Below are 13644 nucleotides of genomic sequence, written 5' to 3' on the forward strand. Positions count from 1 at the left end.
GCGGCCGTTATGGAATGCTCTCCCTCGTGATCCTCTAGCAGAGCCCCTTCCTCCCCACGACCGTGGGTGAGTCGATCGACCCTGCAAACGAAGAGGTTTCATGTCTACGTCAGAGAACACCACCACCACGCTCACGGGCTTCACCGTCGAGCCGCTCGTCGTCCCGGTCAGCGTCGACGCCGCGGATGCCGCGGACTTCGTCGCCTTCGCCGCAGTGCGCAGCGCCGTCGAGGCGGAGCAGCGCGGCCACGCCGGCGAGGTCATGACCGCCGCCGAGCTGCTGCCGGACTGGAGGGACGAGTCGCGGCAGATGGCCGGGCTCGTCGCCAAGGTCGACGGCCGCGTCGTCGCCCGGGCGAACCTGGCCCTGCCGGCCGACGCGCCGGAATGCTGGGGCGCAGTCTCCGTCCTCCCGGAGTTCCGCGGCCGCGGCATCGGCTCGGCGCTGTTCGCCCGCCTGGAGGAGCTGGCCAGGGAGGCCGGACGCGCGACCATCCAGAACCAGTCGACCTACCCGGCCGGCGTCGAGGGTGAGGCGGTCGCAGCGCCGACCGGCTTCGGGTCGGTGCCGATCGGCCTCCCGTCGACCCGGTTCCTGCTCCGCCAGGGCTTCTCGCTCGAACAGGTCGGGCGCATCAGCGCCCTGCCGCTGCCGGTCGACGCGGACGTGCTCGCCACGCTTCTCGCCGACGCGGTCGCGGCGGCCGCCGGCTACCGGACGGTCTCCTGGCAGGGCCGGACGCCGGAGGAGTGGGTGGAGTCCATCGCGTTCCTGCGCACCAGGATGAACACCGACGCCCCCAACGCGGGCATCGAGCTGACCGACGTCTGGACGGCGGAGCGCGTGCGCGCCGTCGACGACCTCTGGGCCGAGAGCCCGAGGGTCGCGCTGACGTCGATCGTGGTCCACGAGGAGACCGGACAGGCCGTCGGGTTCACCGAGCTCGACGTGTCCAGCGAGTCCGACCGTCCGGCCGAGCAGATGGACACCCTGGTGCTGCGCGAGCACCGCGGACACCGCTTGGGGATGCTGCTGAAGCTCGCCAACCTGCGCGAGCTGACCGCCCGGTTCCCGGGGTGCGCGCTCGTGGAGACGGTGAACGCGGAGGAGAACGTGCCGATGCTCGAGGTCAACGACGCGATCGGGTTCGCGGCGAACGCCTTCTCGGCGCGCTGGCGGAAGCGCCTCGACGGGTAGCCCGGGACGCGGGCCGCTCTCAACCGGAGCGGCCCGCGCCCTGGATCGTCGCCGTCAGCCGCGCGAGCGCGCTCGTGTAGGCGTGCTCCGGCGGCGTGGCGTAGCCGATCACGAGCGCGGACGGGCGGAGCTGTCCCGGCGCGGCGTAGTGGGCCAGCCCGTCCAGAGCCAGCCCGCGGGACGCAGCATCCGCGACGATGGCCGACTCGTCGGCACCGTGGGGCAGCGAGAGCACGGCGTGCATCCCGGCGGGGAGGCCCTCCAGCTCGAGCGCGGGCGTCGTCCGCGCGAGCTGCCGGACCAGCACGTCACGACGGCGACGGTAGGCGAGACGGCTGCGCCGGATGTGGCGGTCGTACCCGCCCGACCGGATCAGCTCGGCGAGCGTCAGCTGATCCAGCACCGAGGGGAGGGCCAGGTCCCGCGCGAGCCGCTCGACCGCCGGCCCGATCAGCCGGGCCGGGAGGACCATCCACCCGAGCCGGATGCCGGGAGCGAGGGTCTTGCTGACGGTGCCCAGGTACGCGACGTGCTCGGGAGCGAGCGCCTGCATCGCCCCGATCGGGCGTCGGTCGTAGCGGAACTCGGCGTCGTAGTCGTCCTCCACGATCACGCCGTCCGTGCCCGTCGCCCACTCCAGGAAGGCCGCGCGCCTGACCGGGTCCAGGGCCGCGCCGAGGGGGAACTGGTGGGCCGGTGTGAGGAGCGCGATGTCGGCGGCGCCGGCCTCGGGCGGGTGCGCGCCGAGCGCGTCCACCGGCACCGGCTGACAGCTCAGCCCGAGCCCGGCGAGCAGATCGCGATGCTGTCGGTGCCCGTGCGACTCGACCGCCGCGCGGCGGGCGCCCTGCGCGTGGAGCACCGCTCCCACGATCGAGAGGCCGTGCGTGAAGCCGGAGCAGATCACCACCCGCTCTGGCGTGACGCGCACTCCCCTGGCCCGCGCGAGGTAGCCGGACACCGCCTCGCGGAGGACGGGCAGCCCCTGCACGTCGGCGTAGCCGAACGTGCTCGCCGGGGCCGCGTTGATCGCGGCTCGGGACGCGGCGATCCAGGCCGACCGCGGGAACGACGAGACGTCGGGGTAGCCAGCGCGGAGGTCGAAGGCAGGGGCAGGCGCAGGCGCGAGAGGCTCCGGACTCGGGGACGGCTCGACGGCCGCGTCGGCGACCCGGGTGCCTGACCCCTGCCGCGCGATGAGCCAGCCCTCCGCGACGAGCTGGTCGTACGCGTTCGCGACGGTGTTGCGGCTGATCCCGAGGTCGGCGGCCAGCGTCCGCGTCGGCGGCCGCAGGGCGCCGGCCGGCAGCCTCCCCTCGCGCACGGCGAGCCGGAGCGACTCTTCGAGCGAGGTCCGCACCGCGTTGCCGCCGACCTCGACGTGGAGGTCACGGCCGGAAATGGCCCATCTTTCTGTCATGCGATTGGATCTTACTCGTGGGCCTCTTGGCCAATAGTTTTGCAGCATGACGACAACGACCATCCCCGTCCGCCTCGACCTCGACACGCACGCCGCGATCTTCGGCAAGGCGATGAACCACCTCGACAACGCCGCCACCCGCGAGCTGGACCGCGTCGACTTCGACGCACGCCTCCGCGAGCTCATCCGCATCCGCGCCTCCCAACTGAACGGCTGCGCCTACTGCGTCGACACCCACTCGCGCGACGCCCTCGCGGTCGGCGAGACGGCCCAGCGGATCTTCGCGCTGCCGGTCTGGCAGGAGTCGATGTTCTTCACCAACCGCGAGCGCGCGGCCATCGCCTTCACCGAGTCCGTGACCCGGGTCGCCTCCACACATGTCCCCGCCGAGGACTTCGAAGCCGTCGCCGAGCACTTCAGCCCCGACGAGATCGGCGCCATGCTCTCCCTCATCGTCACGATCAACGCGTGGAACGCCCTCGGCGCCGCGGCCCGTCCCTGGCAGCCGGAGCGGGAGGACGCCCGCTGAGGTCGCGGGGACTCCCCGGTCAGTCGTCGTCGAAGTCGACGGCTCGTCCGCGCAGCGCGGCCACGGCCTTCACGATCAGCCGCACTGCGGCGACGGCGATGACCAGCGAGACGCCGAGCGCCAGGACCGGGTCCAGCCAGTAGGCGCCGCCCGTGACCAGGATGATGACGCCGGCGATCACGATGGCGGCGGCGACTGCGGCGTCGGCCAGCGCGTCCAGGAGCACCGACCGCATGTGGATGTCCTCGTCGCCGGCCGAGAAGCCGAGGACGAACGCGCCCGCCAGCATCACGATCATGGTCACCAGGCTGACGATGACAACGGGGAGACCTTCGACCGGCGGCGAGCCCTCCCGCAGCCGGGCGACCGCCTCGACGACGACGGTCGCGGTGACCACGAGCAGGAGGGTCCCGTTGACGAGCGCGGCCACGGCGATGGGCCGGTTCGCGTGCGGATGTTCGGGGTCCCTGTCGCGCAGAGCGATCGCGACCAGGCCGAGGGCCAGGGCGAGGCAGTCCGCGACGGTGTCCCCGGCCGCGGCCAGCACGCTCACCGATCCGGCGACCACGCCCACGACGACCAGCCCCACGATCAGGGCGGCGTTCAGCCCGAGCACGATCGCGACCCGGCGCGCCTGACTCCACCTCGGCCTCCGATCGGCCGCGGCGCTGCCCGGCTCGGAGTCCACGCTCCCGATACTGTCACATGGCAGGATCTGACCGAGCGCACTGACGCTGCCGAGAGGACCTCCATGAAAGACCCCGCGATCACCAGCCCGCGCCTCGCCCGGGTAGGCGGCTGGTTCGGCATCGCCGGCCCCGTGCTCCTGGCGGCCTCCTTCGTCGTCACCGCATTCGCGGGCCGGCCGCCCTTCGCCGTCGTGACCGCCTCCCAGCTCATGACGTCCGTGCGCTCGCACGAGACCCTCTTCTCCGCCGGCGCCTGGCTGCTGGTCACCGGCACCCTCCTGAGCGCGGTGTTCTTCCTCGTCCTCGTCACGCGGACCGGCAAAGGGGCCTGCTTCATCGGCCAGCTCGTCACCGTTGGCGTCGCGCTGCTGATCGGCGTCGCGGTGGTCGAGGCGGCACTCCTGATCGCGGTCCCGACGGCAGCCGCGGCTCGCTCCACCGAGGGGACACTGACCGCGCTCACGCTGAGCGGCGTGTTCGCGAGGGTGTCCGCGCTGGCGACGGCGCCCCCCTTGTTCGCCGCGACCGGCCTGGCGCTGCGCTTCACCTCGGTGCTCCCACGCGCGTTCGGCCCGCTCGCGCTGGTCATCGCCGGACTGTTCGTGGCCTCCGGAATCGTGGCGATCTTCAGCGAAGCGGGCCTGATCGCCGCCGTCGCGGTGTCGGTCCTGCAGGAGGCGTGGATCGTGGCTGCCGCTGTCGCGCTGCTGCTGCGGGCGCGGGGATCGAAGGGACTGGTGCCGGAGCACGGCTGACCGGATACTGAGCGCGTGGAGATTCTGCAGGTCGCACAGCACGCCGACGACCTCGACCGAGCCGCGGCGTTCTACGAGAACCTGCTCGGCGAGACGGCAGCCGCCCGCTTCGACCCGCCCGGCCTCCTCTTCTTCAACATCGGCATCGGCCGCCTCCTCCTCGAGAAAGGCGCCCCGTCGGCGCTGGTCTACCTCCAGGTGGACGATGTGGCCGAGACGGTGGAGCGGTTGCGCGGCGACGGTGTGACCGTGACCACCGAGCCGCATGTGATCTTCACGCACCATGACGATGCGATCGGCCCCGCGGGAAACGACGAGTGGATGGCGTTCATCGAAGACAGTGAAGGGAACACTGTGGGGCTGGTGAGCTACGAGCCGCGGCACGACCCGTGAGCGGGTTTGGCCGATTCACGGAGAGCGGGTAGTGTTGGCGGAAGCCTGAATTCCCAGTGTTTTACTGGGATTCCGGGCCATGCGAGTGTAGTTCAATGGTAGAACTTCAGCTTCCCAAGCTGATAGCGCGGGTTCGATTCCCGTCACTCGCTCCGTTTTTGGGTCGATCCCTGCTCGTCGCTTCAGCAAATCAACGAATCGTGCCCAGCGGTCGGCGAGCTCCAGTCGACGAAGGCAGATCAGGAGCGGCGCCGCCCCTCATCAGAGCGGCGCCGCAACTCGTCAGGCGGCGGAGTTCTCCGCTTCGGTGGAAGTATCGAACTCGATCACGTACTTCACGCCGCGTGAGCGACCCGTCGCGACGATGGCCTCGGTAGCCGGGGCCTGCTCGGCTCTGACCGTCGTCACATCCAAGGTCAGTTCCCCGGCGGCGGCCAGCTTCGCGAGCCGCTCCAGGTCGGCACCGTCAGGCACGATGTAGAGGTTGTTCGTCGTGATCCCGCGGGTCGGCTCCGGCGCGTCGGACGTGAGCGAAGTCAGACGGCCGCCGTCGTCGATGAGCTTCATCGCCTCCTGAGAGGTGCCGTCGGCAGCGATGAGTACTGCGTCGAAGCGACGATCCGTCGTCCGAGCCCAGTCGTCGGCATGCGAGTCGATGATGTCCACCGCGCCCAGCTTCCGGAGCCGGTCGCTGTGCCGAGGGCTCGCAGCGGCAACGACCTCGGCGCCGGCGAGCACGCCGAGCCGGATCGCCATGACGGCCGTGGGACCCGAGCCGACGACAAGCAGCCGGGTTCCAGGTGCGACCTGGAGCTCCGTGAGGGACTGACTGGCCGTGAGGGCAGCGACCGGCAACGCGGCCGCCGCTTCCGGGCTCAAGCCCGACGGCAGAAGTGCTGCGCTGGAGGCGTGCACGAGGACCTGCTGAGCCCAGAATCCGCTTCCGCCGGGCAGAGGCGTGTCGTGAACAACGACCACGTCGCCCACCGTGAATGCCGCGACGTCCGCGCCGATCGCGATGACGCGCCCGACACCCTCGACGCCGAGCGCGGCCGGCGGCTTCAGCTCGACGTCCCACCCGTTGGTGATGTGCAGGAGGGCGTCCCACGGCCCGATACCCGCAGTGATGGTCTCAAGCAGAAGCTCTCCTGCTTCCGGCTGGCGAGGAGTGGGCAGGTCGAGGACCTCCACGGTCCCGTCGACAACCTGGGCTCCAATCCCGATCATGATGTTCTCCTATCCTGTGACGCGTTAGTTTCCGCTCGCATGACTGCTGTATTTCGCACTGGGTGTGCGTCGATGTCTTGAGTCTCTCCCAGCCCAGTTGATTCACACAGCCCATTGCGTGTCGATTTTTCGCCCTAGAGTTGCAAGTCCGTGTGCGATTGTTCTGCACTGCCGAGCTTGGGCGAGCTTGCCCACTTCATCGGCGTCGACGTGTGCGGCCGCTCTTACCCCCAGCCGAGAGAAAGGCCGTCGATCGCTTCCGCACGGAAACACTCTTCACTCGCCCCAGGCAGCACACACAAGGCCTGCGTTGGAACTCTAGGGCTAGTATCTGACACCCAGTAGCCGGTTTGTAACATCCTGCGCGTACGACACTCGATGCATGGACACTTCCACAGCTCTCACGGCCGATGTCATCGTTCTCGGATTCGGGAAGGGAGGGAAGACCGCGGCTCACGCGCTTTCAAGCGCGGGTAAGCGCATCATCCTGATCGAACAGTCCGAGGACATGTACGGAGGGACCTGCCCGAATGTCGGCTGCATCCCGACAAAGATGCTCGTGCACTATTCGAACTCGAGGCGCCTTGAAGACGCGGCCCAGGAGTTCTTCGCCAGCTCCATGGAGGGAGTTCGGGCACTGACTGCAGCTGGTCGCGCCGCCAACTTCAACGCCATCGACAGCAAAGACCTCGCCACCGTCATCACCGGGAAAGCACGTTTTGTCGACTCCCACACCATCGCGGTCGGCGAGGGCACGGATGAGATCACCGTCACCGGGTCGACGATCCTCATCAATACGGGATCTGAGCCGATCGTTCCGCCGATCGAGGGAATCGAGTCGAGCGAGCATCTGGTCAGCAGCAGCGACCTCACTCGCCTGGCCACGCTGCCTCAGCACTTGGTGATCATCGGCGGCGGCTACCTGGGGCTGGAATTCGCATCGATCTACCGGCACTTCGGGTCCGAGGTGACCGTCCTGGAGGCGGCGGACCGACTTCTGCCCAAGGAGGACGAGGATGTGGCAGAGGTTGCAACCGAAATCCTCGCCGGTGACGGCATCACGCTGATCACTGGTTCAGCTGTCACCCGCGTTCAGGATGTAGACGGGGGGACGGTCGTCACCTACGTCAAGGATGGCGTTGCCCAGACAGTCCAGGGTGACGCTGTCCTGCCGGCAACAGGGCGTAAGCCCGCGACCGACGGGCTGAACCTCGATGCCGCCGGCGTGGAGGTCGCACCTCGAGGTGCAGTCGTCGTCGACGAGTATCTACGGACGTCGCAGCCGCACATTTTCGCCCTCGGCGACGTCAACGGCGGACCGCAGTTCACCTACATCTCGTTGGACGACGCGCGGATCGTGCTCGACCAGCTGCTGGGCGACGGCAAACGGAGCACGAGAGATCGAGTGGCCGTCCCGCGGACCGTATTCATCACGCCGCCTCTGGCAACCGTCGGCCTGTCGGAGCGGGAGGCCCGAGAGCGCGGGCTGAACATCACGGTCGCGCGTGAGAAGGTCGCGAACATCGTCGCGTTCCGACGCGCATACACGGTCGAGGAGACTCGTGGAGTGATGAAGTTCATCCTCGATGCAGACACCGACCTCATCCTCGGCGCGGCGATTCTGAGCATCGACGCCCAGGAGGTGATCAACGTGGTCGCCTTGGCGATGCAACAGGGTGTCACCGCGACGACGCTGCAGAACGGGATCTACACCCACCCGAGTACGACGGAAGCCTTCAACGAGATCTTCACGAAGATCGTGGCCTGAAGTCGAGCTTCACCGGAAGGTTTCCGGGTCCACCGGTTGTTGTCCCTGCGGCAGGGCTTCGACAACAAGTCGGTACGAATCGGAGACGAGGTCGCCGACGAGCTCCGCCTGCACCGATCCGCCCGGATGGACCGTGATCCAGTGCACCTTGTTCATGTGGTAGCCGGGCGTGATGTCCGCGTGAGCTTCGCGCAACGCCAGCGCATCTGCGGGATCCGCCTTGAGAATGACGACGGGTTCTCCCGGCATCGCGGTCTGGAGCATGAACACCTTGCCCGACACTTTCCATACCTCCCAGTCGCCCGTGGACTGATGTGATCGAGTAGCGCCCGGCAATCCGTCCGCCCGAGTCGCAGCCCATAGCTGCACTGGCGTGTTCTGAGCCATTTCTTGTCTCCTTTTCGTGTTCGGGTCGCCGGAACACGGCCGGCGCAGTCGTCTGCGCCGGCCGAGCTCCGGTCGATTACATGAAGGTGAAAATGCGATCGTGGTCGAACCTCGAGATCGGTGTCGCGTACACCTTCGTCGGGTCCGGATAACCGAGCGCGAGGAGCACTGTCGTCGTGTAGCCGGTCGCCGGAAGGTCGAAAGCGGAATCGACGCTGTCCCGATCGAAGCCCTCGAGAGGGGTGGCGTCGATTCCGAGCTCGGCGGCCGCCATCATGGTCATTCCCACCGCCATGTACGTCTGCTTCTCCATCCAGTGGTCCAGGTCGTCATACGTGGTGCCGCGGATGTTGAGGAAGTCGCGCGTCATCGACTCCCAGAGGTCGTGCGTGGCGACTTCGGGGAAACGCCCATCAGCGCGCTCCTTGGCGAAGATCGCATCGAGGTGGGCGTCCGGCACGTCTGTGCGCGTGGTGAGGATGACCACCTGCGAGGCGTTCATGACCTTCTCGGCGTTGTCCTGGAAACGCTCGCCGAGGTTATCGGCCAGCTTCCGCTTCCCGGCTTCGGTGGAAAGCACGTAGAAATGGTTCGGCTGGATGTTGACCGACGACGGCGTGGAGCGCAGGAAGCGCAGCAGCTGATCGAGCGTCTCCTCGGGGATGGTCTTGGTGCCATCGAAGTACCGGGTCAGGTGTTTGCTCATCAGTTTGTCGAGATCCATCAGTGTTCTTCTTTCGTTTCGTGGTGGTTGGGTCGTGAGGGGCGACGTGGACCTGATGCGGTCACTGGTCGCCGCGGTGGAGGAGCGCGTCGATTCGCCCGAAATCCATGCCGTCAGTCGCGGCCGCGATGTCTCCTCGTCCGAGTGCGGCGACCGCTTTCTCGACCGCCCCCATCGCATGCACATAGAGGGCCGGGCCGAGGCTGATGCGCTTCACGCCGATCTGGCGCAGCTCGTCCACCGACAGGACGGCGTCAGCCGGGGAGATCAGGACGTTGACCGGTGTCGGCGCAACGGCGCGAACGATCGCCCGAAGCGCGCCAGCGTCCGGAGGGTACGGCGCGTACACGACGTCGGCTCCGACCTCGGCGAACGCGGTGAGCCGACGGATCGTGTCGTCCAGGTCCGGCCGCCCGTGCAGGAAGTTGTCGGTCCGGCCGGTGACGACGATGCGACCGTGTGCCGCGTTCGCGGCGGCGCGCACTCGCGCCACAGCCTCGTCGAAGTCGCGGATCGGGTTGGCCGGATCAGCTGAGGTGTCCTCGATGCCGATTCCTGCCAGCCCGTGCTCGATCGCTGCGTTCACCGTCGCCGCAACATCTTCGGGTGTGTCCCCGTAGCCGTCCTCGAAGTCGCCGTTGACGGGCAGCCCCGTGAGACGGGCGAGCAACGCGGCGTGCGTCAGGTGCTCGTCGCGAGTCACCTGGTGCCGGCCGTCCGGGCGCCCCAACGAAGCCGCGAGGGCGAAGGAGGATGTGCCGATCGCCTCGAACCCGGCAGCTGCGAGGAGCTGTCCCGAAAGGCCGTCCCACGCGTTCGGCATGACGAAGCCGTCGTCCTTTGCGTGCAGGGCGAGGAACTTCTCGTAAAGCTCGGAACCGGGCATGTCAGGCCGCCTTCGCGTCGGCGGCGGGCACGTCGACCACCGTCTGGTTGACGTTGTTGATGAAGTTGGTGAGGAGGAACACCACGGTGATCGTCACGATCGCGAGGATTTCGGCGTCGGTGTAGCCGGCGCCACGGATCGCAGCGATGTCCGCGTCACCGACCTGCCCGCGCGTTTCGGCGACACGCTGCACGAAGCGGGCGACGGCGGCTCGACGAGGATCGGTCGAGCTTCCAGCGAGCGCCAGCTCGATGTCATCGGACGTCATGCCACCGAGTTCGGACGACACGAACGAATGGAGGGCTTGGCAGTAGTCGCACCCGTTCGAGCGCGAGACGGCCAACGCGATCGTGTGTCGCGTCTTGGCGTCGAGCAGTCTGCCGATGCTGCGCTGCAGGGTCATCACGATCTCGAGGACGGCGGGGTTGGCCGCGATGGTGGTGAACATCCCTGGCGCGAACCCGAACTGGTTCTGGATGGTGTCGAGGATGCTCTGCGCCCCGTCGGGGATCTCCTCGGGCTGGGGTGCGGTCAGTCGCGACATGGCAAGTGCTCCTCTGTGGTCATTTAGGGACTATTTCGTCCACTCCACGAGTGTGAACCATGCAAACTGGGTTGTCAAGCCCAGTTTTGATGATAGGGTGACGGCATGATGAGCACGCTGGAATCGAGGACCTCACCGAAGCTCACCGCCAAGGGGGAGGCCACACGCGATCGGATTCTCAAGCACGCGGCGGAGCTGATCTACGCGAACGGCGTCCAAGCGACCAACAACGATGCGATCCGCAGCGCTGCCGGCGTCAGCGGATCACAGCTCACCCATTACTTCCCCACAAAGGAGGGTCTGGTCCTCGGGGTCATCGACTGGCAGGCCGCCGACATTCTCGAGTTCCATCGAAGCGACGAATTCGGTGGTTTCGACACGATCGAGGCCTTCCAAGCCTGGGCCGATTTCTATGTCCTCACTGGCCGGCCCTTTCAGGATGGCTGCAGCCTCGGCTCACTGGCCGGTGAGCTCATCAAGACCGACCTCGACATCCACGACGCGCTCGCACACGCCTTCCAGCAGTGGAGAGATGTCTTCAGCGAAGGCCTCGAGCGGATGCAGAGGCGTGGACGACTCGCCCCGTCGGCCGACCCGGTTCGGCTGGCCAACATGTTCATCGCCGCGTATCAGGGCGGAATACTCCTCGCCCAGGTCGCACAGGAGATCGCGCCGCTGAAGGACGCCCTCTATGCCGCAGTGGACCACTTGCGCACGTTCTCACTCGAGCCCGGCGACCAGCAGTAGGCTGCGCGTCGGCACAGGTGGTGGAACCGAACCTAAGTGGACGATATAGACCACTTAGGGTCAGGGCAGGTAATCAGTTGCCGCGATGGTCCCTTGTCGGGGTGCTCGACGAAAATCCGATGGCGTCTGCCCCGTTGCGGAACGAAATGCTCGCGTGAAGGCCGACTCGGACTGGTAGCCGACTTCAGCGGCGACGACGGCGATGTTCCGGTCGGAGTTGTCCAGCAGGTCGGCCGCGATCATCAGTCGTGCCCGCGTCAAGAACTGACCGAACGTCATACCGGTCGCCGTTCGGAACCGGCGAATCAATGTGGCTCTCGACATCGAGGACTGTGCGGCGAGTCCTTCGAGAGACCAGCGGTCGGCCGGGCGAGCCAGGATCTCCTGGATGATCTGGCTGATATGCGGGTCGGGAACCGCCGTCCACAGCCTGCCATGCGCGTTCGGAGTCGCGGCCGCGGTCCGAAGCACGAGTGCGATGAGTACCGTGCAGAATGCCGACATGATCGCGGCCGATCCCGTGCCGTCATGCTCCGCTTCCGCGCGCATGAGCTCACTGAGTCCGCCCAGGGTGTGTCGCCCTCGGGTGTCGTTGAAAAGAGAGACATGGGTCGGAGCGGGCAGGGACCCGAAGAGGATCGCTCCCGCGCCCGCACCGACTGTGTAGTGACCGCAGAACAAGTCGATGACCGGTTCCCTGTCGTCGTCGCTGGTCTTGATCGAGAACGTGGCGCTGTCGCGGATGGCGATCGATCTCTTCGGTCCAGTGCCCGCGGTGATGATGCGGTGGCGCTCTCCGGTCGTGACGATGACCACGTCGCCGGCAGTCATGTGATGGAGCGTCCCGCCGACCTCGAGATCGCATTCGCCTTCGAGCAGGACATGAAACGGGATCTCTCGCGGTGCGCGCGGGCCGGGCTCCATCGTGGTGGAACCGCCGAGCAAGCACCGGGTGTCCAAGCGTGCTTCAAGCCGCGCTATCCGCAGCAGCTGACTGATCTCATCCATTTTTGACACTCTCGGGCGACTCGATGACATCGAATAGTCTACCCGTAGCATCATGCGGCAGATCGGCAGGAGCCCGTCTCGACCACGCATCTCGTTCTGTACTCGATATTCCAGTCCAGTACGACTAGGAATTAACCGCGTTGGGAGCATCGGCGTGATGTCCCTTGCAGCCTCACCCTGAAACCACGCGCTGAGAGGTGCAGCAATGAACTCAACCGAGAGCTTCGAGCAGAACCGCGCAGCTGGGATCGAGCCGAGCCCGAACACCGAGGCACTCAGCCGCGCCGGCGTGTCGATCTGGCTGGACAACCTCTCGCGCGACGCCGTGGCATCCGGCGAACTCCGGACACTGATCGCCACGCGCAATGTCGTCGGGGTCACGACCAATCCGACGATCTTCGCATCCGCGCTCAGCGGTACCGACGCCTACGACCCCCAACTCCGGACGCTCGCCCGCCAGAGTGCGACAGTGGACGAGGCCATCCACGCTCTGATCAGATCGGACATCACCGACGCCGCCCGATTACTCGAACCGACCTACAGACGAACCAATGGATACGACGGTCGAGTGTCTGTGGAGGTCGAACCTGCACTGGCGTTCAACGCACATCTGAGCTTCGAGCAGGCGACCGACCTCTGGACGACTATCAACCAACCGAACCTCATGATCAAGATCCCCGCCACCCCCGAAGGCATCGAGGCGATCGCCGAGGCAACCGCATCGGGTATCAGCGTCAACGTCACGCTCTTGTTCAGCGTCGACGTCTACCGTCTCGTGATCCGCGCGTACCTTTCCGGCCTGGAGCGGGCCCAACTGGCCGGGCACGACATCACCCGCATCCACTCCGTCGCGTCCTTCTTCGTCTCCCGCGTCGACGCCGAAGTCGATGGCCGGCTCAGCGGCCTGGAGACCCCTGACGCCGCAGAACTCCGCGGAACAGTCGGCGTTGCGAACGCACGACTGGCCTACCGGGTCTATCAGCAGGAGTTCGCGACTCCGCGCGCGCAGCGTCTTCTCGCACGCGGCGCGCACATCCAGCGCCTGCTATGGGCGTCGACCGGCGTCAAGAACCCCGACCTCGCCGACACCTATTACATCGACGAGCTCATCGCTCCTGAGACGATCATCACGATGCCGCCGGCGACATTGGCGGCTTTCGCCGATCATGGAGCGGTGAGCGCGAACTCGATCACCGCTGGCTACGCGGGTGCTGTCGACACATTCCAACGCCTGAAGGCTGTCGGCATATCGTATGAGAACGTCACCGACAGGCTGCTCGCTGACGGTGTCGCGAAGTTCGAGGACTCGTGGCGGAAACTCACCGCAACGGTCTCGAAAGCACTGCAACGCTCGCTCTAGTGGTGCCGA

Annotated in this window: 15 protein-coding genes and 1 tRNA gene; 8 read left to right on the top strand and 8 right to left on the bottom strand. The window is 66.9% G+C overall.

The genetic code is table 11. The features are described from left to right. Positions 1 to 100 precede the first annotated feature (100 nt). Positions 101 to 1198 (top strand): GNAT family N-acetyltransferase, encoded by a 1098-nt coding sequence (locus ACFRFH_RS04600; protein ID WP_382461829.1) that lies wholly within the window; start codon positions 101 to 103, stop codon positions 1196 to 1198. Between the two features lie 19 nt (positions 1199 to 1217). Here the strand turns inward: ACFRFH_RS04600 and ACFRFH_RS04605 are convergent, their stop codons facing one another. Beyond that, positions 1218 to 2618, bottom strand: a complete 1401-nt coding sequence (locus tag ACFRFH_RS04605; RefSeq protein ID WP_382461830.1) for a PLP-dependent aminotransferase family protein — start codon at positions 2616 to 2618, stop codon at positions 1218 to 1220. Between the two features lie 46 nt (positions 2619 to 2664). Between ACFRFH_RS04605 and ACFRFH_RS04610 the strand changes: the two genes are divergently transcribed. After that, positions 2665 to 3147, top strand: coding sequence for a carboxymuconolactone decarboxylase family protein (locus ACFRFH_RS04610; RefSeq protein WP_382461831.1), 483 nt, complete (start codon positions 2665 to 2667; stop codon positions 3145 to 3147). Positions 3148 to 3166: 19 nt separating this feature from the next. Here the strand turns inward: ACFRFH_RS04610 and ACFRFH_RS04615 are convergent, their stop codons facing one another. Then, complete coding sequence (locus ACFRFH_RS04615) at positions 3167 to 3835, bottom strand: cation diffusion facilitator family transporter (RefSeq protein WP_382461832.1); 669 nt, start codon at positions 3833 to 3835, stop codon at positions 3167 to 3169. Positions 3836 to 3898: 63 nt separating this feature from the next. On the opposite strand from ACFRFH_RS04615, the gene ACFRFH_RS04620 reads away from it, so the two are divergent. The 3 genes from ACFRFH_RS04620 to ACFRFH_RS04630 all read left to right on the top strand — a co-directional run bounded on the left by ACFRFH_RS04620 (position 3899) and on the right by ACFRFH_RS04630 (position 5136). Next, positions 3899 to 4591 (top strand): hypothetical protein, encoded by a 693-nt coding sequence (locus ACFRFH_RS04620; RefSeq protein WP_382461833.1) that lies wholly within the window; start codon positions 3899 to 3901, stop codon positions 4589 to 4591. A gap of 15 nt (positions 4592 to 4606) precedes the next feature. Next, positions 4607 to 4984 carry a VOC family protein gene (locus tag ACFRFH_RS04625; RefSeq protein WP_382461834.1) on the top strand — a complete coding sequence of 126 codons (378 nt, stop codon included), beginning with the start codon at positions 4607 to 4609 and terminating at the stop codon, positions 4982 to 4984. An 81-nt stretch (positions 4985 to 5065) separates the two neighbouring features. Continuing rightward, positions 5066 to 5136: transfer RNA gene (locus tag ACFRFH_RS04630), tRNA-Gly, on the top strand. A 130-nt stretch (positions 5137 to 5266) separates the two neighbouring features. On the opposite strand, the gene ACFRFH_RS04635 is transcribed toward ACFRFH_RS04630, so the two are convergent. After that, the gene (locus ACFRFH_RS04635; RefSeq protein WP_382461835.1) at positions 5267 to 6175 is read right to left on the bottom strand and encodes an alcohol dehydrogenase catalytic domain-containing protein; all 909 of its coding nucleotides are present in this window, start codon (positions 6173 to 6175) and stop codon (positions 5267 to 5269) included. Between the two features lie 418 nt (positions 6176 to 6593). On the opposite strand from ACFRFH_RS04635, the gene ACFRFH_RS04640 reads away from it, so the two are divergent. After that, positions 6594 to 7979 (top strand): FAD-dependent oxidoreductase, encoded by a 1386-nt coding sequence (locus ACFRFH_RS04640; RefSeq protein ID WP_382461836.1) that lies wholly within the window; start codon positions 6594 to 6596, stop codon positions 7977 to 7979. Between the two features lie 9 nt (positions 7980 to 7988). On the opposite strand, the gene ACFRFH_RS04645 is transcribed toward ACFRFH_RS04640, so the two are convergent. The 4 genes from ACFRFH_RS04645 to ACFRFH_RS04660 all read right to left on the bottom strand — a co-directional run bounded on the left by ACFRFH_RS04645 (position 7989) and on the right by ACFRFH_RS04660 (position 10520). Beyond that, positions 7989 to 8366 (bottom strand): MmcQ/YjbR family DNA-binding protein, encoded by a 378-nt coding sequence (locus tag ACFRFH_RS04645; RefSeq protein WP_382461837.1) that lies wholly within the window; start codon positions 8364 to 8366, stop codon positions 7989 to 7991. Between the two features lie 76 nt (positions 8367 to 8442). After that, positions 8443 to 9090, bottom strand: a complete 648-nt coding sequence (locus tag ACFRFH_RS04650) for a nitroreductase family protein (protein WP_382461838.1) — start codon at positions 9088 to 9090, stop codon at positions 8443 to 8445. 61 nt (positions 9091 to 9151) lie between these two features. Beyond that, positions 9152 to 9976 (bottom strand): isocitrate lyase/phosphoenolpyruvate mutase family protein, encoded by an 825-nt coding sequence (locus ACFRFH_RS04655; RefSeq protein ID WP_382461839.1) that lies wholly within the window; start codon positions 9974 to 9976, stop codon positions 9152 to 9154. A gap of 1 nt (position 9977) precedes the next feature. Beyond that, complete coding sequence (locus ACFRFH_RS04660; RefSeq protein ID WP_382461840.1) at positions 9978 to 10520, bottom strand: carboxymuconolactone decarboxylase family protein; 543 nt, start codon at positions 10518 to 10520, stop codon at positions 9978 to 9980. A gap of 105 nt (positions 10521 to 10625) precedes the next feature. On the opposite strand from ACFRFH_RS04660, the gene ACFRFH_RS04665 reads away from it, so the two are divergent. Next, positions 10626 to 11267, top strand: coding sequence for a TetR/AcrR family transcriptional regulator (locus ACFRFH_RS04665; RefSeq protein WP_382461841.1), 642 nt, complete (start codon positions 10626 to 10628; stop codon positions 11265 to 11267). Between the two features lie 60 nt (positions 11268 to 11327). On the opposite strand, the gene ACFRFH_RS04670 is transcribed toward ACFRFH_RS04665, so the two are convergent. Continuing rightward, a complete protein-coding gene (locus ACFRFH_RS04670) occupies positions 11328 to 12275 on the bottom strand; it encodes a cupin domain-containing protein (protein WP_382461842.1) in 948 nt (315 codons plus the stop codon). 205 nt (positions 12276 to 12480) lie between these two features. Here ACFRFH_RS04670 and tal point away from each other — a divergent pair, with 205 nt between their 5' ends. Next, positions 12481 to 13635, top strand: a complete 1155-nt coding sequence (gene tal, locus ACFRFH_RS04675; protein WP_382461843.1) for a transaldolase — start codon at positions 12481 to 12483, stop codon at positions 13633 to 13635. The last annotated feature ends 9 nt before the right edge of the window (positions 13636 to 13644 follow it).

The organism is Leifsonia sp. NPDC056824, from assembly GCF_042789575.1.
In the GTDB taxonomy this organism is placed as follows: Bacteria; Actinomycetota; Actinomycetes; order Actinomycetales; family Microbacteriaceae; genus Leifsonia.